Below are 18,628 nucleotides of genomic sequence, written 5' to 3' on the forward strand. Positions count from 1 at the left end.
TTTCGAGTTGGGAAATTGACTGATTTGGTCGAGTCGAGTCGTGTAAGGCGAACCGGTAAGGAACAGCATGTTCTTGAATGATCACGAGACGGCGACCGATCTTCTCTATTACGAGGCCATCGCCAAGACCGTCGTTAAGCTGATCCGCCAGACGCCGGACGTGCCGATTACTATTGGCGTGCATGGCGATTGGGGCGCCGGCAAATCCAGCGTCCTGAAGATGACAGAGAGCGCCTTCGCCGGCGACGATCGCGTCCTCTGCCTCTGGTTCAACGGATGGACATTCGAAGGCTTCGAAGACGCCAAGACGATCGTCATAGAGACTATCGTCGATGAACTGCGTCGCGCACGTCCCAACTCGAAGAAGGTGGCGGAAGCGGCGAAGAAGGTCCTGAAACGCGTCGACTGGCTCAAGATCGCCCGCAAGGCAGGCGGACTCGCGTTCACCGCGGCGACTGGCATTCCGACCTTCGATCAGATGAAGGACCTGTACGGTCTCGCCACTTCGATCCTTGCAAAACCTCAGGACCACATCTCTCTCGAAGACCTGAAGGGTGTCGCCGAGAAGGCCGGCGAGTTCGTCAAGGAGGCGCCTGAGGAAAGCGACCACCTGCCCGAGCACATCCACGCCTTCCGCGAGGAGTTCAAGGAGCTGCTCGACGCCGCCGACATCGACCAGCTGGTGGTCATCGTCGACGATCTCGACCGTTGTCTGCCCAAGACCGCGATCGCTACCCTCGAAGCGATCCGGCTCTTCCTGTTCGTCGAGCGCACCGCCTTCGTCATCGGCGCCGACGAGCTGATGATCGAATATGCGGTGCGGGAACACTTCCCCGACCTGCCGCGCAGCTCCGGCCCGCTGAGCTACGCGCGCAACTATCTCGAGAAGCTGATCCAGGTCCCCTTCCGGATCCCGGCGCTCGGCGTCGCCGAGACGCGAGTCTATGTCACGCTGCTCCTCGCCGAGAATGCTCTGGGCCGGACCGATGCCAGGTTCACGAAGCTTCTCGCCGCCGCACGGGAGGACATGCGCCGGCCCTGGAAGAGCCGGGGGCTCGATCGGAAGACCGTCGAGGCAGCGATGGGCGGGACGGTCCCGGCCGAGGTCGGCCAGGCCCTGACGCTTGCGGCCCATGTGACCAAGATCCTCAGCGAGGGCACGCGGGGCAATCCTCGGCAGATCAAGCGATTCCTGAACTCGCTGATGCTGCGCCACGCGATTGCGGAGGAACGCGGCTTCGGCGGCGACGTCCAGCGGCCCGTGCTCGCCAAGATCATGCTGGCGGAACGCTTCTACCCGGACTTTTACGAGCAGATCGCCCGGCTGGCGGCCGCCGATCCCGACGGCAAGGTCGAAGCGCTCGGCCGGTTCGAGGATCACGTCCGGGCCCCCGCGCTCCCTGACGATGACGACGACGATCCGAAGCCGGCCGGGAAAGGGGCGAAGAAGCCTACGGCCGCCAAGCCCTCTGCCCTTCCGTCCGAGGCCGAAGAATGGGCCAAGAACGACTGGATCAAGGGATGGGCGGCAATCGACCCCCTCCTGAAGGACATCGATCTACGACCCTATGTCTTCGTCACCCGCGACAAGCGTGGCGCGCTCGGCGGCCTCGTCGCCGCGAGCCATCTGGAGGGTCTGGTCGAACGCCTGATGGGACCGCGGATGCTGGCCCGGGCCGCCGCCGGCGAGGTCGCCAAACTGACCGGTCCGGAACCGGAGGAGGTCTTCGACGCGATCCGGGGCCGAATCCTGCAGGAAGACAACTTCACCAAGCTCCCGGACGGTGTCCAGGGCCTAGTGGTCGTGGTCGAAGCGCATCCCGGCCTCCAGAGGCGACTGCTCGAGTTCCTGCGTGAGCTCCCGGTCGCCAAGCTTGGGGCCTGGGCGGTGTCGAGCTGGGGAACCGCCTTTACCGACGCGACCGCCAAGGGCGAATTCGCTCAGATCGCCGCCGGCTGGGCGGAGCAGTCCGAGAACACCGTCCTCCAGGTCGCATCCAGGGGCGTTGCGAAGCTGAAGAGGACCTGAGGGCATGGGGACGTCGAAGGGCTATGGCGGCGCTGGTTCGGGGCTCGTCCCCTCCTGGGTCGACGACCCATCGCCCGGCGTCGCGCCCGGACCCGCGCCGACGCCGCCGCCAGGCGGCGGAGCGCCCCTGCCGGGTCCCGGCCAAGCGCCGCCGCCACCGCTCCGCACGCCGCCGCGACCGGACACCTCCGGAGCGGGCTCTTTCCAGGGAGCCCGCGGCGCCTTCTCCCGCTTCGCCAAGACCGGCAGCCGCAGCGCTCTCGGCAGCGCGATGTCGAGCTATGTCCGTAGCGGGACCGGCGGTGCCCGTCGCGCCGCGCGCCGCATGGGGGCGTCGCGAGCGGCGGGGGCGCGCCTCCTCGGCGTCGTCCGCGACGTCCAGCGCCTGGGTGCCGCCGAAACGCTCCGGCAGCTCAACCTGCCCGGCCTGGCAGGTCGCCCCGCCGCCGAAGTTTTCCTCGCCATCCTCGAGTTCATCTGCCCCCCAGGCGGCGCGGTCGACGAGGCCATCGCGCGTCAGGCCATGCTTGAGACGATCGGTGATCTCGCCGAGGCCGGCGTCGGCGACTTCGATGCTATGACGCCCGATCAGATGCAGGAATTCTTCCTCGACTTCGTCGCCCGCTCGATCGAGGGCCGCGTCATGGCCGATCTCGGCGCCCGCGGGGTGACGCTGCCGGCAGATGTTGCGACCGTCGAGGCGGCGCAGCAGCAGCTCCACGACTTCGTCACCGGCTGCACCCAGAGCGAACTCTCCGGTCGACTGGACGGGGTGGAACGGCTCGGCGACCGCGACGTCGAGCGCGTCGTCAACGAGATCTACGAAGCCGCCTTCGAGCTCGTGGCAGCCGCAGGGGAGGCCGCGCAATGAACCATCACAGCCTCATTTGCCGGCTGGGCCCGGGCGATACCGCCACCGTCAAACCCTCCCGATCCGACAGCAAGCTCACGGAGGTCTCGTTCGTCGATGGCGATCATCGCCTCGGATACGGCCTCGGCCAGGCGCTCGATCAGCTGCGCGAGCTCGGCCTCCGCCCCTCCGAACGCACGATCGATCTCGCCCTCCTTGCCGCGGCGCTGACAGCGGCCGACACCCGGATCTCGCGCTCGACCGAGTCGCAGAACGCCTGGACGCGCGAGATCGACCTCTGCTTGCCCGTTGCGGAGCCGAAGCTGTGGGAGGGCCTGGCGCCCCTGATCATCACGACGCTCAACTTCCTCACCGGGGATCGCTGGGGCGTGCGGTTCCGCGCGCGGCCCAAGGGGCTCGCCGCCCTCGCGCCGGCCCCGACCAAGCTCCGGACCGCGACCGCCGACTCCGTCTGCCTATTCTCGGGCGGCCTCGACAGCTTCATCGGCGCGATCGACCTGCTCGCGGACGGTAAGGCCCCGATGCTCGTCAGCCACTACTGGGATGGCATCACCAGCACCCACCAGACCTATTGCGCCGACGTCATCGCCAAGCGCTTCCCCAAGCAGCGATTCCATCACCTGCGCGCCCGCGTCGGCTTCCCGAACGACTTGGTCGACGGATCGGCGGGGGAGAACACCCTGCGGGGTCGCTCGTTCCTGTTCTTCGCGCTCGCCGCCATGGCGGCCGATGCGCTCGGCGTGGGGCTTATCCACGTCCCGGAGAATGGGCTGATATCCCTGAACGTCCCTCTCGACCCGACACGGCTCGGCGCCCTCAGCACCCGAACCACGCACCCCTTCTACATGGCGCGCTTCGACGAGATCCTGGCCGGTCTCGGCCTGCCGATCCGCCTGGAGAACCGCTACCGCTTCCAGACGAAGGGGATCATGGCGAAGAACTGCGCCGACGCGGCGCTGCTCAACAAGGAAGCGCGACACACCATGTCGTGCTCTTCGCCCGCCAAGGCGCGTTGGGCCAAGGATGAGAACGCCCGCCAGCCCAAGCATTGCGGCCACTGTGTGCCCTGCCTGATCCGCCGCGCCGCGATGGTCGAAGGGCTCGGCGCCGACGACACGCCCTACCAGATCCCGGATCTGAAGTCGAAAGTCCTCGACAGCGCCAAGGCCGAGGGCGCCCATGTGCGCGGCTTCCAGATCGCCCTGTCGCGGCTAGCCAAGAAGCCGGCTCGTGCGAGGCTCGACATCCACCGGCCCGGCCCCCTCACCGACCACCCGGGCGATCTCGCCGCCTATGAGAAGGTCTATGTCGACGGGCTGCAGGAGGTCGGACGCCTGCTGAAGGGTGTGCGGGCTCGGCCGCGATGACGCTCCCGCAAGCGGCGCGCCCGCGCCTGGTCGACTTCCATTGTCATCTCGACCTCTATCCGGACCATGTCGCGCTCATCCGCGAATGTGACCGCGAACGCGTGGCCACGCTCGCGGTGACCACGACGCCGAAGGCGTGGCCGCGCAATCGCGATCTGGCCCAGGCCTCGACCCATGTGCGGGTCGCGCTCGGCCTGCATCCGCAGCTGGTCGCCGAACGCGAGGCCGAGCTGCCTCTGTTCGAGCGATACCTTGGGGAAGCACGTTATATTGGGGAGGTCGGGCTCGATGCCGGTCCCCGCTTCTACCGGAGCTTCGAAGCGCAGGAGCGCGTGTTCGCGCGCGTTCTTGCCGCCTGCGCCGAACATGGCGACAAGATCTTGACGCTCCATAGCGTTCGCGCCGTCGCCAAAGTGCTCGGACATCTCGACCGCGCCCTGCCGCCGGACCGCGGGCAGGTCATCCTTCACTGGTTTACTGGAACTGTGGCAGAGGCGCGCAGAGCCTCCGACCGCGGCTGCTACTTTTCGATCAATTCGGAAATGCTGCGCTCGCCGAAGCACCGCCAGCTTGTGGCAGGCCTGCCTCCGGATCGGTTGCTCACCGAGACAGACGGCCCTTTCGTGACGGCAGAGGGCCTACCGGTTCGGCCCCGTGCTGTAGCGCAGACTGTCGCAGAGCTGGCGAAATTGCGCGGGGAGACGGAAGAAATCATGGGGCTGCGGATCGTAAGCAATCTTCGCGCGCTATTGCGTGCTGCCACGTGAGGCGACATCGCAGCGGCGCCGATATCAAGATTAGTGCTAACGAGTAACCAGCCTTGCACTCTCCGGGTCGTACACATAGCCGGTAATTGAGCCATCTTTGATCCGATTTACTGCCTCATCCACAGCAAATAAGGGTACAAGAAACCACTCCTTCGGAACTATCGGTCGGCCGAGCCGATCCATTATCTCGACATCGAGACGCGCCGCCCCGAAGACCTTGTGGATAACGGTTTCGAGCTTAGCTCGATTGATGTTGTAGAGTTCGTATGTCGCCACGAGCTCGACCTCCGCCATGAGATAGGTGGGATCGAGACGCGCGTTCGCGATGCGCCGTTCGACACTGCCGCCGGTGACACCAATCTTGTGCAGAACCGCCCGGTTCTCAGCTACAACCGGGTGATCTGACTTGCTCCGCAACACATAGATTGTGCCGCTCGCCTGATCACTGTCGTCAGTCTGGTCGTCGAATAACGGACCGGCACTCGGCTCCGTAATCCGCCTTCCGGCTTCATCTTTGTAGAGGGCACGCTGGAGTGACCGGAGCAGCAGGTCGCTTTCGGTTCCGTTCGAATAGATCACGCGAAGGCGCGCGTCGGTCTCACCGTTCGGCGCCTTCAGCCCATGATATTCGGCGCCGGCAATGACGGTCGCGAGGTACCAATCGAAAGGCCGTAATGTGTGGTCCAACGAGGTGCCCAGATAGCTGCTCGCCGGAACGGTGCTTCCCTCGATGGCGAAAGTGTCGTCGCGCCGGTAGCCAGAGCCTACCCCCTCGTGCCGGTCCAACCGCTCTCGTTCGGCCAGATCAATCTCGAAAATGACCCCGGGCACGGCAGAATTCGGGGCGATAACCAGGGTCGCCTTTCCTGAACCGTCCTTACTCGCCTTCGAAAACGCAAGGCTCCAGGCGCGTGCAACTCCCGTCCGGACGACCTTCGCCGACGGGCAACGGCCAAGCAGACGTGCCGGCAACATGTTGGAGCCATAAGCGAAGTAGAGAAATGTCATTGGCCATTGCTCCCTTCGACATTCTCCCCATCGCGCAGTTGGCTGGCCGAGCGGCCGGGTTCCACCACTGTCAGTGCGCAGCGCTCCGCTCGTTCGCGGACCATCGCGGCAAGGCTTTCGATGGCCGCCCGATCGAAGCCGGGGCGCACCAACTCGGCGGTAACCTCGCCTGTTCGCGCAATCATGCCTTTGCTGATCTCCGCGATCCGCCTGCGTATCAGCGGCAGGCCGACACCCGCTTCCGCCGCGAACGCTGCCCACCCCTTCGCGTCCAGTTCGGCAAGCGTCGCCCGTTTCCCGATCTTCATGGCGAATTTCGGCGAGAGATCGGGATAGGCGACGGTCGCAAGCAAATCATACAGCGGGGCGAGGCGTGGGCCTTCATCGCCGTAGAGGATCGAGAAATTCTTGCCGTGTGCGTCGGCGTTCCCGGCGATCACATTGAAGATCACCGCATCGAGAAGCTTCAGCACATCGACAGCGGGCCTTGCGGCGACGCGGCGGAGCAGCGCGAAGCAATCCTTGAGAGTCGGGCCGCCTTCGCTGGCATATTTGGTCTCCGGTGGCACGCCGAGCGCCTGGCAGAAATCCTCCTGATGGATCCGGCGCACGAAGCCATCATTGCCAATGACGCGGTCATAGCGCTGGACCAGTAGAAACGTTCGATCCTGCACAGTCCGCGGCTCGACAGGGGCAACATCGAGGCCGATCGCGGCGGCAAGGCGCATCACGAACGCCTCGTTCTCGGTCGTGGCCGTGAAGCGGGATATTGGGGGCTTGAGAATATGCGTCGTGGGCTGGCCCGGCGCAGGCAACGCCACTGCGCCTTCCACCAGAACCACCGGCACCTTCGATTGCGCGCCAGCGAGAGAGAGCCGCAAGCCTTCCTCGCCCGCGAGCAGTGGGCGGACGGGCAGCGCGTCCAGCACCCGGATCAAGCCTGCATCGTCAAGCGGGGTTGGCCGTTGATCGCGGGCAGGAGCGGTCGGTACTTCACCGGGCGGCAGAACCTGGAGCGCACCTGCCACATCGCCGCCGAGGCGATCAAGAAGGGCGAAATCATTGGCGCGCGACACGCCGAGTGCCTGAGCCGCCGCGTCGCGCTGGCCTTCCTCCGGCAGAAGGCCGCCGAAAAACGGGCGGCACTCGCGGCGAGTGAACGGCTCCGGCCGCTTGGGCAGCGAGGCGGACAAGGGCTGCGCCGCCTCATCACGCAGCCACGCCGGCGCATAGGCGAAGCCGAGTTCACCATGCCGGTCCTGCGTCAACTGGCCCACAAGGCGCCCGTCCCACCAGATATCGAGGGTGCGCGTCATGCTTTCCGCGCTCCTTTGGAGTCGGGCGGCGGTGTGATATCGAGCGAGCAGCCCAACGCTGCTAGGACCTGAAGTGTCTTGCCGATCTGCGCGGTCGGCTTGCCCGCTTCGAGATCGACGATGAAGCGCAGGCCGACGCCAGCTGCGCCGGCAAGCTCGTCCTGCCGCAGGCCAGCGGCCTTGCGGGTTGTCCGGACAATGTCGCCGATCTCGGCGGTGGTGAGGTTGCGTCTGGTCATGATATTTACCGAACGGGAAAGTATCATGGATTTCTGAAGAATGTCTATAAGAATTTCCCGCTCGGGAAAGCTTGCGCCTCAGGGTAGCTCCTGGGTCTGAATTATTCCCGCTCGGGAAAACGCGCCGGTCGGGAGCCTCAGATGCTGCCGCGGCTCGACGCCGGTCCGCCGATCACCTGTCTTTCTTCGCCACAGTACGATGACCCCCTGAGCGTTGTTGCAACGCCCCAATTCCTGCCTTTCTTACTCATCCCCGATCCAGGGCCGCGCATCGCGCGGGCCCGCAAGCGAACGGGGACGACGTGGCGGTCAACCATCAGCAATCGGAAGCAGCCTCACGCGGTGCACGCATGCTGCGCACCGCGCTGGGGCCTGCGGTCGCCCGATTCCTGGAAGACCCCGCGATCGTCGAGGTCATGCTCAACCCCGATGGGCGGCTCTGGGTCGACCGGCTCTCTGACGGCCTGTCCGATACGGGGGAACGACTTTCGGCCGCAGATGGCGAACGCATCATCCGCCTCGTCGCCCATCATGTCGGTGCCGAGGTGCATGACCGACGGCCGCGTGTCTCGGCTGAACTGCCCGAAACCGGCGAGCGCTTCGAAGGCCTGCTGCCGCCGGTCGTAACGGCTCCGGTCTTCGCGATTCGCAAGCCTGCAGTCGCCGTCTTCACGCTCGACGACTATGTCGCCGCCAGCATCATGACGGCCGACCAAGCCGTCATCCTCCGGCAGGCGGTCGCAGCGCGCGCCAACATCCTCGTCGCCGGCGGAACCAGCACCGGCAAGACCACGCTGACCAATGCCCTGCTGGCCGAGGTCGCGAAGACAACCGACCGCGTCATCGTCATCGAAGACACCCGCGAGCTGCAATGCCGGGCGCAGAACACCATCGCCATGCGCACCAAGGACGGCGTCGCGACCCTGTCCGACCTCGTGCGCTCCTCGCTGCGGCTGCGGCCGGATCGGATACCGATCGGCGAGGTGCGTGGGTCTGAGGCGCTCGATCTCCTGAAAGCTTGGGGCACCGGCCATCCTGGCGGGATCGGGACGATCCACGCGGGCACCGCGCTCGGCGCGCTGCGCCGCCTCGAGCAGCTCATCCAGGAAGCTGTCGTCACCGTCCCCCGGGCGCTGATCGCCGAGACCATCGATCTGGTGGCCGTGCTCTCCGGCCGCGGCGCTGCGCGGCGTCTCACAGAACTCGCCCGCGTCGAAGGGCTCGGGACGGACACCGACTACCGCCTTTCCCCCGCAACCCAGCCTCCCGACCCAAAAGGAGAACCCGCATGATCCGACATATCGCGCGCGGCCATCAGCGCCTCGCAACTGCCGCCACGGCGCTGACCCTAAGCTTTCTTCTGGCGCCCGCCGCCCACGCATCCGGCTCCTCGATGCCCTGGGAAGCGCCGCTGCAGTCCATCCTCCAGTCGATCGAGGGACCGGTCGCCAAGATTATCGCGGTGATCATCATCATCGTCACAGGCTTGACGCTGGCGTTCGGCGACACGAGCGGAGGATTTCGGCGTCTCATCCAGATCGTCTTCGGCCTGTCGATCGCCTTCGCGGCGTCCAGCTTCTTCCTGTCGTTCTTCTCATTCGGCGGCGGGGCACTCGTCTGATGGCGGGCCTCCTGCAACATCCCGATGAGGTCGCGGGCTTCTCGGTTCCGGTCCACCGCGCGCTGACCGAGCATATCCTGCTGGGCGGCGCACCGCGCAGCATCGCCATCATGAACGGCACACTCGCCGGCGCTGTCGGTCTCGGATTGCGGCTATGGCTGGTTGGTCTCCTCATTTGGGCGATCGGCCATTTCGCCGCCGTTTGGGCAGCAAAGCGCGATCCGCTCTTTGTCGAAGTGGGCCGCCGGCATCTGCGCATTCCGGGCCATCTCTCGGTGTGAGGCGTGGCCATGATGAACCTCGCCGAATATCGCCGTACCGCGACCCGTCTTGCTGATTTCCTGCCCTGGGCGGCGCTGGTCGGCGAAGGGGTCGTGCTCAACAAGGATGGCAGCTTCCAGCGCACCGCGCGTTTTCGTGGTCCCGATCTCGACTCAGCTGTGGCCGCTGAACTGGTGGCCGTCGCCAGTCGCCTCAACAACGCCTTCCGGCGTCTGGGCTCGTGCTGGGCGATCTTCGTCGAAGCGCAGCGTCACGAAGCCGCCTCCTATCCGGCAAGCCGCTTCGCGGACGCCGCCTCCGCCCTCGTTGATGCGGAGCGCAAGGCCGACTTCGAGGAAGCGGACGCGCATTACGAGTCGAGCTACTTCCTGACCTTTCTCTATCTCCCGCCTGCCGAGGACGCCGCGCGGGCGGAGACCTGGCTCTACGAGGGTCGCCAACAGTCCGGCGTCGATCCCCATGAAGCCCTCGCGGCCTTCATTGACCGCACAAACCGCGTCCTCCAGCTCGTCGATGGCTTCATGCCGGAATGCCGGTGGCTCGATGACGCCGAGACCCTGACTTACCTGCACTCGACCGTCTCGACGAAGCGCCACCGCGTCCGCGTGCCCGAAACGCCGATCTACCTCGATGCGCTTCTCGCCGATGAGCCGTTGACCGGCGGCCTCGAGCCACGGCTCGGCGCCGCTCATCTGCGCGTGCTGACGATCAACGGCTTTCCGACGGCGACGACGCCAGGGATTCTCGACGATCTCAACCGGCTCGCCTTTCCCTATCGCTGGTCCACGCGGGCGATCCTCCTCGACAAGACGGACGCTACGAAACTGCTGACGCGCATCCGGCGGCAGTGGTTCGCCAAGCGCAAGTCGATCGCCGCAATCCTGAAGGAGGTAATGACCAACGAGGCCTCCGCCCTCGTCGATACGGACGCTGCGAACAAGGCCGCCGATGCCGACATGGCCCTGCAGGAGCTTGGGGCCGACTATGCCGGTCAGGCCTATGTGACCGCCACGGTCACAGTCTGGGACGCCGATCCGCGCACCGCCGACGAGAAGTTGCGCCTCGTGGAAAAGGTGATCCAGGGCCGCGACTTCACCGCGATGTCCGAGACCATCAATGCCGTCGATGCCTGGCTCGGTTCGCTGCCCGGCCATGTCTACGCCAACGTCCGCCAGCCACCGATCTCCACTCTAAACCTCGCCCACATGATTCCGCTCTCGGCGGTCTGGGCCGGGCCGGAACGGGACGAGCATTTCGGAGCGCCGCCGCTGCTGTACGGCAAGACCGAAGGGAGCACGCCGTTCCGCTTTTCGCTGCATGTCGGCGACGTCGGCCACACACTGGTCGTCGGGCCGACAGGCGCGGGCAAGTCCGTGCTGCTCGCGCTCATCGCACTTCAGTTCCGGCGCTATCCGGGCAGCCAAGTCTTCGCCTTCGACTTCGGCGGCTCCATTCGCGCGGCCGCGCTCGCCATGGGAGGCGATTGGCACGACCTCGGTGGCAGCCTGACGGACGGCGCCGCGTCGTCGGTCTCCCTCCAGCCACTCGCACGCGTTCACGAGACCCATGAGCGTGCCTGGGCAGCCGACTGGATTGCCGCCATCCTTGCCCGCGAGAGCGTCACGATCACGCCGGAGGTGAAAGAACATCTCTGGACGGCGCTGACCTCGCTGGCGTCCGCGCCGATCACAGAGCGCACGCTGACGGGCCTCGCCGTCCTCCTCCAGTCGAACGATCTCAAGCAAGCGCTGCGCCCCTTTTGCGTTGGCGGTGCCTACGGACGGCTGCTGGACGCCGAAGGCGAGCAGCTAGGGGAAGCTGCGGTCCAGGCCTTTGAAACCGAGGGGCTGATCGGCGGCGGCGCGGCGCCGGCGGTCCTCGCCTATCTCTTCCATCGGATCGGCGACCGTCTGGATGGACGGCCCACGCTCCTGATCGTCGACGAAGGCTGGCTCGCGCTCGACGATGAAGGCTTCGCGGCGCAACTGCGCGAATGGCTGAAGACGCTGCGCAAGAAGAACGCGTCGGTCGTCTTCGCCACGCAATCGCTGGCCGACATCGATGGGAGCGCGATCGCTCCGGCCATCATCGAAAGCTGCCAGACGCGCCTTTTGCTGCCGAACGAACGCGCGATCGAACCCCAGATCACCACGATCTACCGGCGCTTCGGCTTGAACGACCGCCAGATCGAGATCCTCAGCCGGGCCACACCCAAGCGCGACTATTACTGCCAGTCGCGGCGCGGCAACCGGCTGTTCGAGTTGGGGCTCTCCGAAGTCGCCCTCGCGCTCTGCGCGGCATCCTCGAAAACTGATCAGGCCGCCATCGAGGCGATCCTCGCCGAGCATGGCCGCGACGGCTTCCTGTCCGCCTGGCTGCGCGCCCGCGATGTCGGATGGGCCGCCGACCTCATTCCCGATCTCACCAACCTGGAGCCCAAGCCATGATGATCCGACGCTCTCGCGCGGCGCTGTTCGCCGCAACCATCCTGTCGCTGCCCGTCGCCTTCTCGCCCGTGTTCGTGACCCCGGCAGCGGCGCAGTGGGTCGTTTATGATCCGACCAACTACGTCCAGAATGTCCTATCGGCCGCGCGGGCGCTCGAGCAGATCAACAACCAGATCCAGAGCCTCCAGAACGAAGCGCAGATGCTGATCAACCAGGCCCGCAATCTCGCGAGCCTGCCCTATTCCTCGCTTCAGCAGCTCCAGCAATCGGTGCAGCGCACGCAAGCGCTTCTGGGTCAGGCACAGCGCATCGCCTTCGACGTGCAGCAGATCGACCAAGCCTTTCAGAGCCAGTACAGCAACATCTCGCTGTCGACTTCGGATCAGCGTCTCGTCGCCGATGCACGATCGCGCTGGCAGAACACGGTCGGCGGCCTTCAGGACGCGCTTCGCGTGCAGGCCGGTGTCGTCGGCAATATCGACACCAACCGCGCCGAGATGGCGGCTCTGGTCGGGCAGAGCCAGGGTGCGACCGGCGCGCTTCAGGCAACCCAGGCCGGCAACCAGTTGCTCGCATTGCAGGCGCAGCAACTTGCAGACCTGGTCGCCGTCGTCGCTGCGAACGGCCGAGCGCAGGCGCTTGTCGATGCCGAGCGCGCCGCAGCCGCCGAACAAGGCCGTGAACAGCGCCGCCGGTTCCTGACGCCCGGCTCCGGCTATCAGCCCGGCAACGCCCGGATGTTCCCGAACGGCAACTGAGGACAGCAGGATGGACGGCAAGACGCTGGCCCGCGTGGGCGCAATCATCTTCGTCTCCGTCGCGATCACCGCAACGGCGATCGAGATGACCCGGAAAGAGGAAAGGCCAGCGGTTCGGCCGACGCCCGTGCTTGAGGAGGCGCCGGACCCGCTGCGCGAGGGCCAGCGTCGGTGCCAGCAGATGGGGGAAGCCGCCGCCAGGGACGGCGAGTGTCTGCGCATCTGGGCCGAAACCCGCGACCGTTTCCTTGGCACCCGCACCGCGACGCGACGCGCCGACGAAGGGCGGTGAGCCATGGGCGGCAGCGGCGTCATCGACAATTTCCTCGGGGTCTTCACCTCCTACATCGACAGCGGATTCGGCCTGCTCGGCGGCGAGGTGGCGTTCATCGCGACGACGCTGATCGTCATCGACGTCACGCTGGCCGCCCTGTTCTGGAGCTGGGGCGCGGATGACGACATCATCGCGCGTCTGGTGAAGAAGACGCTGTTTGTGGGCGTCTTCGCCTACATCATCGGCAACTGGAACAACCTGGCGCGGATCGTCTTCGAAAGCTTCGCCGGCCTCGGACTTCAGGCGTCTGGCACCGGGTTTTCCATCCAGGACCTGATGCGCCCGGGCCGGGTCGCGCAGACGGGTCTCGATGCGGCGAGGCCGCTGCTCGAATCCATCTCAAACCTGATGGGCTGGATCGCCTTCTTCGAAAACTTCATCCAGATCGCCTGCCTGCTCTTCGCCTGGGCGCTGGTGCTGCTCGCCTTCTTCATCCTCGCCATCCAGCTCTTCATCACGCTGATCGAATTCAAGCTGACCACGCTGGCCGGCTTCGTCCTGATCCCGTTCGGCCTGTTCGGGAAGACTGCCTTCATGGCCGAGCGCGTGCTGGGCAACGTCATCTCGTCTGGGATCAAGGTACTAGTGCTCGCCGTCATCATCGGCATCGGCTCGACTCTGTTCAGTCAGTTCACGGCAGGCTTCGGCGGTCAGCCACCGACCATCGACGACGCGATGGCCGTCGTATTGGCGGCGCTGTCGCTTCTCGGTCTCGGCATCTTCGGTCCGGGTATCGCCAACGGCATCGTTTCCGGCGGCCCGCAACTGGGCGCAGGCTCCGCCATCGGCACCGGCCTCGTCGCGGGCGGCGCAGCCATGGCTGCCGGCGGCGCGGCCGGGCTCGCCTTGCGCGGTGGCGCGAGCGCCATTTCCGGCGGCGCCGCCGCCGTGCGCGGTGGAGCCACCGCGGCGGGAGCCGCCTCCGCCGCCTATAGTCTCGGTTCCCTCGGCCAGTCGGGCGCCGCCGGCGTCGCGTCGGGCCTCGGCGGCGTCGCACGAGCGGCCAGCGGCGCGGCAGCCTCTCCGCTGCGCCGGGCCGCGCAAAGCGTTCGCTCGAGCTTCGCCGACGGCGTCAAAAGCGGCTTCGGCGCCACCGGCGGCTCCTCGAGCATGGGAACGGTCGCGAATGATGTCGGTTCGGCCGCACCTGCGGCCACAGGCTCTGCCGCCAGCCCGCCGCCTTGGGCGCAACGCATGCGGCGTGGGCAGACCATGAGCCACGGCGTCACGCTCGCGGCCCACGCGATCCGATCGGGCGACAGCCAAGGCGGCGGCTCTTCCATCAATCTCTCCGGAGGCGACCGCACATGAGCTTCTTCAAGCGACCCGCAACCCACTATGGAAAGACGCCCGAGCCCGAGACGCCGTATCAGCGCGCGGCGCAGATCTGGGATGATCGGATCGGCTCAGCGCGTGTCCAGGCCCGAAACTGGCGGCTCATGGCCTTCGGCTGCCTGATCCTCTCCGCCGGCTTCGCCGCCGCGCTGGTCTGGCAGTCGGCGCGCGGGACCATCGTCCCGTGGGTGGTGCAGGTCGACAATCTCGGCCAGGCGCAGGCGGTCGCGCCAGCGCAGGCCGACTACCGCCCCAGCGACCCGCAGGTGGCCTGGCATCTGGCGCGGTTCATCGAGCAGGTCCGCTCGATCCCGGCCGACGCCATCGTCGTGCGGCAGAATTGGCTGCGCGCCTACGAGTTCACGACCGATCGCGGCGCGGCGGCCCTCAATGACTTCGCCCGTGCCAACGATCCGTTCACCCGCGTCGGGAAGCAGCAGGTGTCGGTCGAAGTGTCGAGCGTGATCCGCGCATCGCCTGACAGCTTCCGCGTTGCCTGGACCGAACGCCAGTACGAGAACGGCCAGCTCTCCACGACACAGCGCTGGACAGCCATCCTGACCATTGTGATCCAATCCCCGCGCGACGCAGAGCGGCTGCGGGCCAATCCGCTTGGGATCTACGTCAACGCCATCAACTGGTCGCGGGAGATGGGGCAATGAGAGATCATCTCCGCCGATCCGCGAGCCGCGGTTTCCGCCTATCCGGCTCTACGCTTTTGCTGATCTCCGGATTGGCGCTGGCCGGCTGCGCGACCAACCGGCCGCCACAGGTCAGCTACGACGCCGATGTGCCGCCGCTCCCCCCTGTGCCGGCTGCCGTCACGGAGGCGCCACCAAGGCCGCTTCACGCACCGCCCGCCTGGACACCCGCGCGCGGTGGCGCTGCCGCAGGGACGCCGGCGGGCCGCGTGGAGAATGCCAATGCCGCCGCGCGCGTCGAGCCTCGACGCGAGGGCTACTACAACTCGATCCAGATCTATCCCTGGAGCGACGGCGCGCTCTATCAAATCTATACCGCGCCCGGGCAGATCACCAACATCGCGCTGGAACCAGGCGAAAGCCTGACTGGCGCCGGCCCGATCGCTGCGGGCGACACAGCGCGCTGGATCATCGGCGACACCGAGAGCGGCTCGGGGATCACTCGCCGCGTCCATGTTCTCGTGAAGCCGACACGGCCAGACATCACGACCAATCTGGTCATCACCACCGACCGTCGCATCTACATGATCGAGCTGCGCTCGGGCGAACGCCCTTATATGCCGGCCGTCGCCTGGGCCTATCCGCAGCCGCCCGCCTCGCAGAGACAGGCAGTGCCCGCTCCGCCAGTGCTCCCGGCCGTTGCGGCACGGAACTATCGCTACGGCCTCACGGGCGACGCGCCGCCGTGGCGGCCAATCTCGGTCTACGACGACGGGCGCCGCGTCTATGTCGAGTTCCCGCGTGGGATCGTTCAGGGCGAGATGCCGCCGCTCTTCGTCATCGGCGCAGATGGCGAACCGCAGATCGCAAACAGCAGGATCCACCAGAACATACTGATCGTCGACCGCCTGTTCGGCGCCGCCGAGCTCCGTCTCGGCAGTGGCGAGCGCCAGCAGACGGTCCGGATCGTTCGCACCGATGGGAGGCCCGCGTCATGAGCGAGCGCGACACGCCCAACGAAGCCGACGCACCGCTGGTCGGCACACAGCCTGGCGACGCTGCTGCGCCAATGCGGCTGCGCGCCGAACCGCCCCGGGTCACCCGACTGTCGCGAAAGGTGCTGGGCGGTATCAGTCTCGTCGCCGCCCTTGGGGTCGGTGGTGCGCTCATCTATGCGCTTCAGACGCGCAGTATCGGCCCTGGCAGTGAGGAGCTTTACTCGACGCAAAATCGGCGAACCGCGGACGGGCTCGCCGGCCTGCCACGCGACTACACCGGTCCGGTGCTTGGGCCTCCGCTGCCCGGGGATCTGGGGCGCCCCATCCTCGATGCGCAGAATCGTGGCCAGCCCGTCACGCCGCCGATGGCAGCAGCGCCCACCGTCGATCCGGTCGAGCAACGCAGGCGCGCGGAAGAAGAAGCTGCCCGAACGAGCCGCGTCTTCTTCCAGACGGAGGCGCGCGTCGCAGCTCCGATTGCGACAGTTGGTGGACCAGGCAGTCCGAGCCTCTCTGGGCTAGGTCTTCCGGGCCAGCCAGGTGCAGCGACGGCGCAGGATCGCCAGCTCGCGTTCCTTAATGCGGGCGTGGACCGCCGCACGGTCTCGCCAGATCGCGTGATGGGTCCGGCATCGCCCTATGTGCTTCAGACCGGCGCCGTCATCGCCGCGGCCCTCATCACCGGCATCCGATCCGACCTGCCGGGCCAGATCACCGCGCAGGTCACGGAGCATGTCTACGACAGCCCGACCGGGCGCATCCTGCTCGTCCCCCAAGGCACGCGGCTGATCGGCGAGTACAGCAACGATGTCGGCTTCGGTCAGCGCCGGGTGCTGCTCGTCTGGAAGCGGCTCATCCTTCCGAATGGCCGTTCGATCGTCCTGGAACGTCAACCCGGAGCCGACGCGCAAGGCTATGCGGGTCTTCAGGATGGCGTCGACTATCACTGGTGGGATCTCGCCAAGGCTGCCGGCCTGTCGACACTGCTGTCGGTCGGCGCCGAACTCGCCGTTGACGATCAGGATCGGCTGCTCCGGGCGATCCGCAACGGCGGGCAGGACACCATCAACGACGCAGGGCAGCAGATCATCCGTCGGCAACTCAATGTCGCGCCGACCCTGACGATCAGACCGGGGTTCCCCGTGCGCGTCATCGTCACCCGCGACCTCGTGCTCGAACCTTATGGAGGGTTGTGATGACCAAGCTGAAGCTCGGCCCGATCATCGACGACAAGCCGGTCAAGGTGACGATTGAACTCCCTGCGCCGCTGCATCGGGACCTCGTCGCCTACGCCGCAGCACTCGGCCGCGAACAAGGCCAGACCATCGGCGACCCGACGAAGCTGATTGTGCCCATGCTCGAGCGCTTCATTGCAACCGATCGGGGGTTCGCCCGCGCGCGCCGCGATGGCAGTCAACGTGCGGCACGCGCCGATGCTCAGGGCGCATGAGCCGTTGCCGGGCGAACCAAGCGTCATCTCGCTCCGAGAAAGACTTTGCCAGCGCCAGCAGGCGCTCGAGGTTCCGATGGAGCGCCCCTCGCGGGTGGACAGCACCATAGCGGAGAACAGCATCCTCGATCAGGCGAAAAGCAATGCCTGGCAGACCGTGACGGACATGCGCGCTGCCTGCGATGGTGATGCCGTCCCCATGCGCGACGATCTGCATCAGAGATTCCCGAGTGACGGACAATTGCTCGATCTGGAGGTCTCCGGGCGAAGTCTGGAGGTTTCGCATCAGGTAACCCTTCGCGAAATCGCCGGTCGGTAAATCAGTCACCACAAAGTGCCGATCACGCAGGTCATCCCACCGGAGCGCCTTCTGATCGGCGAGTGGGTCGCCGTCCGGCAATGCCGCGTACACGGGCTCGGCCCACAAATGCGTCACGTCAAAGCCCTTCCCGGGCGATGCTTCGGCGACGACACCGACATCAAGCTGCCCCCGCCGCACGGCCGCGATAAGTTCGGGACAGCTGCCCTCGCTGAACCGCAGCTTGACCCCCGGGCGGTCACCCCGAAAGGCCCCGAAGAGCTCAGACAGAAAGCCCATGGTCAGAGGCCCGAACACGCCGATCCGAAGATGCCGTCCTCTGTTCGCCACCGTTCTTGCGCCGTCGAGCGCCGATCCGATCTGGCGAGCCCCAGGGGCGGCCTGATTCAGGAATTGTTTGCCGATGTCCGTCAGGTCGACGCCGGCAGGATGACGGCGGAACAGCTGTGCGCCGATCTCATCCTCGACATCCCGGATGCGGCGGCTGATCGCCGACTGCTCGACGCCGAGATCTTGCGCCGCGCGCCGGAAGCTGCCGCTTTCCGCAGCGGCGATGATGTAACGCACATGGCGTAGCTCGATCTTCGATCTCGGCACGATGGTTCCCCATGATGCAAAGGTCTTTGCAAACGTAGCCCCGTCAGCCCCCGAGAACTGTTCCAATCAGATTATGGATCTTCTCCGTCTCCTCGCTACCGCCGCCCACGAAATCCTTAAGTGTCACACATTCGACTGTTGTTACGTCGCTAGCGGACTTCCGGATCGCATCTCGCCGGTGCAAGCAGTAAATGGTGCGTAATCTGAACAGCGCAATTACGGCGCGGAACGCGTGCGGCGAGTCGTGCA

Annotated in this window: 19 protein-coding genes; 15 read left to right on the forward strand and 4 right to left on the reverse strand. The window is 66.2% G+C overall.

Features of this window, described 5'->3' with window-relative positions; genetic code table 11:
* The first annotated feature begins 67 nt into the window (after positions 1 to 67).
* The 4 genes from qatA to qatD all read left to right on the forward strand — a co-directional run bounded on the left by qatA (position 68) and on the right by qatD (position 5,034).
* Positions 68 to 2,029 carry a Qat anti-phage system ATPase QatA gene (gene qatA, locus AAC014_RS06510; RefSeq protein WP_339705798.1) on the forward strand — a complete coding sequence of 654 codons (1,962 nt, stop codon included), beginning with the start codon at positions 68 to 70 and terminating at the stop codon, positions 2,027 to 2,029.
* Positions 2,030 to 2,300: 271 nt separating this feature from the next.
* A complete protein-coding gene (gene qatB, locus AAC014_RS06515; protein ID WP_339705801.1) occupies positions 2,301 to 2,900 on the forward strand; it encodes a Qat anti-phage system associated protein QatB in 600 nt (199 codons plus the stop codon).
* Positions 2,897 to 4,267 carry a Qat anti-phage system QueC-like protein QatC gene (qatC, locus tag AAC014_RS06520; RefSeq protein ID WP_339705804.1) on the forward strand — a complete coding sequence of 457 codons (1,371 nt, stop codon included), beginning with the start codon at positions 2,897 to 2,899 and terminating at the stop codon, positions 4,265 to 4,267. The genes qatB and qatC overlap by 4 nt, the downstream gene beginning before the upstream one ends.
* A complete protein-coding gene (gene qatD, locus AAC014_RS06525) occupies positions 4,264 to 5,034 on the forward strand; it encodes a Qat anti-phage system TatD family nuclease QatD (protein WP_339705807.1) in 771 nt (256 codons plus the stop codon). Before qatC ends, qatD begins: the two co-directional genes overlap by 4 nt.
* A gap of 36 nt (positions 5,035 to 5,070) precedes the next feature.
* Here the strand turns inward: qatD and AAC014_RS06530 are convergent, their stop codons facing one another.
* Genes AAC014_RS06530 through AAC014_RS06540 form a run of 3 tightly spaced genes read right to left on the reverse strand, consistent with a single transcriptional unit; the run spans position 5,071 to position 7,597 of the window.
* Positions 5,071 to 6,042 carry a GIY-YIG nuclease family protein gene (locus AAC014_RS06530; RefSeq protein WP_339705810.1) on the reverse strand — a complete coding sequence of 324 codons (972 nt, stop codon included), beginning with the start codon at positions 6,040 to 6,042 and terminating at the stop codon, positions 5,071 to 5,073.
* Complete coding sequence (locus AAC014_RS06535) at positions 6,039 to 7,358, reverse strand: type II toxin-antitoxin system HipA family toxin (protein WP_339705813.1); 1,320 nt, start codon at positions 7,356 to 7,358, stop codon at positions 6,039 to 6,041. The genes AAC014_RS06530 and AAC014_RS06535 overlap by 4 nt, the downstream gene beginning before the upstream one ends.
* On the reverse strand, positions 7,355 to 7,597 hold the full coding sequence (locus AAC014_RS06540) for a helix-turn-helix transcriptional regulator (protein ID WP_339705815.1): 243 nt from the start codon (positions 7,595 to 7,597) through the stop codon (positions 7,355 to 7,357). Before AAC014_RS06540 ends, AAC014_RS06535 begins: the two co-directional genes overlap by 4 nt.
* A gap of 302 nt (positions 7,598 to 7,899) precedes the next feature.
* On the opposite strand from AAC014_RS06540, the gene trbB reads away from it, so the two are divergent.
* The 11 genes from trbB (at position 7,900) to AAC014_RS06595 (ending at position 17,463) form a co-directional block, all read left to right on the forward strand.
* On the forward strand, positions 7,900 to 8,889 hold the full coding sequence (trbB, locus tag AAC014_RS06545) for a P-type conjugative transfer ATPase TrbB (protein WP_282888581.1): 990 nt from the start codon (positions 7,900 to 7,902) through the stop codon (positions 8,887 to 8,889).
* The gene (locus AAC014_RS06550) at positions 8,886 to 9,218 is read left to right on the forward strand and encodes a TrbC/VirB2 family protein (protein WP_035599872.1); all 333 of its coding nucleotides are present in this window, start codon (positions 8,886 to 8,888) and stop codon (positions 9,216 to 9,218) included. The genes trbB and AAC014_RS06550 overlap by 4 nt, the downstream gene beginning before the upstream one ends.
* Positions 9,218 to 9,499, forward strand: coding sequence for a VirB3 family type IV secretion system protein (locus AAC014_RS06555; RefSeq protein ID WP_035599869.1), 282 nt, complete (start codon positions 9,218 to 9,220; stop codon positions 9,497 to 9,499). The genes AAC014_RS06550 and AAC014_RS06555 overlap by 1 nt, the downstream gene beginning before the upstream one ends.
* A gap of 9 nt (positions 9,500 to 9,508) precedes the next feature.
* On the forward strand, positions 9,509 to 11,947 hold the full coding sequence (trbE, locus tag AAC014_RS06560) for a conjugal transfer protein TrbE (protein WP_339705822.1): 2,439 nt from the start codon (positions 9,509 to 9,511) through the stop codon (positions 11,945 to 11,947).
* Entirely contained in the window at positions 11,944 to 12,705 is a 762-nt protein-coding gene (gene trbJ, locus AAC014_RS06565) for a P-type conjugative transfer protein TrbJ (RefSeq protein WP_339705824.1), read from the forward strand. Before trbE ends, trbJ begins: the two co-directional genes overlap by 4 nt.
* 10 nt (positions 12,706 to 12,715) lie before the next feature.
* On the forward strand, positions 12,716 to 12,997 hold the full coding sequence (gene trbK-alt, locus AAC014_RS06570) for a putative entry exclusion protein TrbK-alt (protein ID WP_339705826.1): 282 nt from the start codon (positions 12,716 to 12,718) through the stop codon (positions 12,995 to 12,997).
* 3 nt (positions 12,998 to 13,000) lie between these two features.
* Complete coding sequence (trbL, locus tag AAC014_RS06575; protein ID WP_339705829.1) at positions 13,001 to 14,350, forward strand: P-type conjugative transfer protein TrbL; 1,350 nt, start codon at positions 13,001 to 13,003, stop codon at positions 14,348 to 14,350.
* Entirely contained in the window at positions 14,347 to 15,036 is a 690-nt protein-coding gene (trbF, locus tag AAC014_RS06580; protein ID WP_339705832.1) for a conjugal transfer protein TrbF, read from the forward strand. Before trbL ends, trbF begins: the two co-directional genes overlap by 4 nt.
* Complete coding sequence (trbG, locus tag AAC014_RS06585; protein ID WP_339705835.1) at positions 15,033 to 16,013, forward strand: P-type conjugative transfer protein TrbG; 981 nt, start codon at positions 15,033 to 15,035, stop codon at positions 16,011 to 16,013. The genes trbF and trbG overlap by 4 nt, the downstream gene beginning before the upstream one ends.
* Before the next feature lie 71 nt (positions 16,014 to 16,084).
* Positions 16,085 to 17,209: a TrbI/VirB10 family protein gene (locus AAC014_RS06590; RefSeq protein WP_245870323.1), complete on the forward strand. Its 1,125-nt coding sequence runs from the start codon at positions 16,085 to 16,087 to the stop codon at positions 17,207 to 17,209.
* On the forward strand, positions 17,209 to 17,463 hold the full coding sequence (locus AAC014_RS06595; RefSeq protein ID WP_011579845.1) for a DUF2274 domain-containing protein: 255 nt from the start codon (positions 17,209 to 17,211) through the stop codon (positions 17,461 to 17,463). The genes AAC014_RS06590 and AAC014_RS06595 overlap by 1 nt, the downstream gene beginning before the upstream one ends.
* On the opposite strand, the gene AAC014_RS06600 is transcribed toward AAC014_RS06595, so the two are convergent.
* A complete protein-coding gene (locus tag AAC014_RS06600) occupies positions 17,381 to 18,445 on the reverse strand; it encodes a LysR family transcriptional regulator (protein ID WP_339705838.1) in 1,065 nt (354 codons plus the stop codon). The two genes, AAC014_RS06595 and AAC014_RS06600, sit on opposite strands and share 83 nt — an antisense overlap.
* Positions 18,446 to 18,628: the final 183 nt, after the last annotated feature.

This window comes from uncultured Sphingosinicella sp. (assembly GCF_963974575.1).
GTDB lineage: Bacteria > Pseudomonadota > Alphaproteobacteria > Sphingomonadales > Sphingomonadaceae > Sphingosinicella.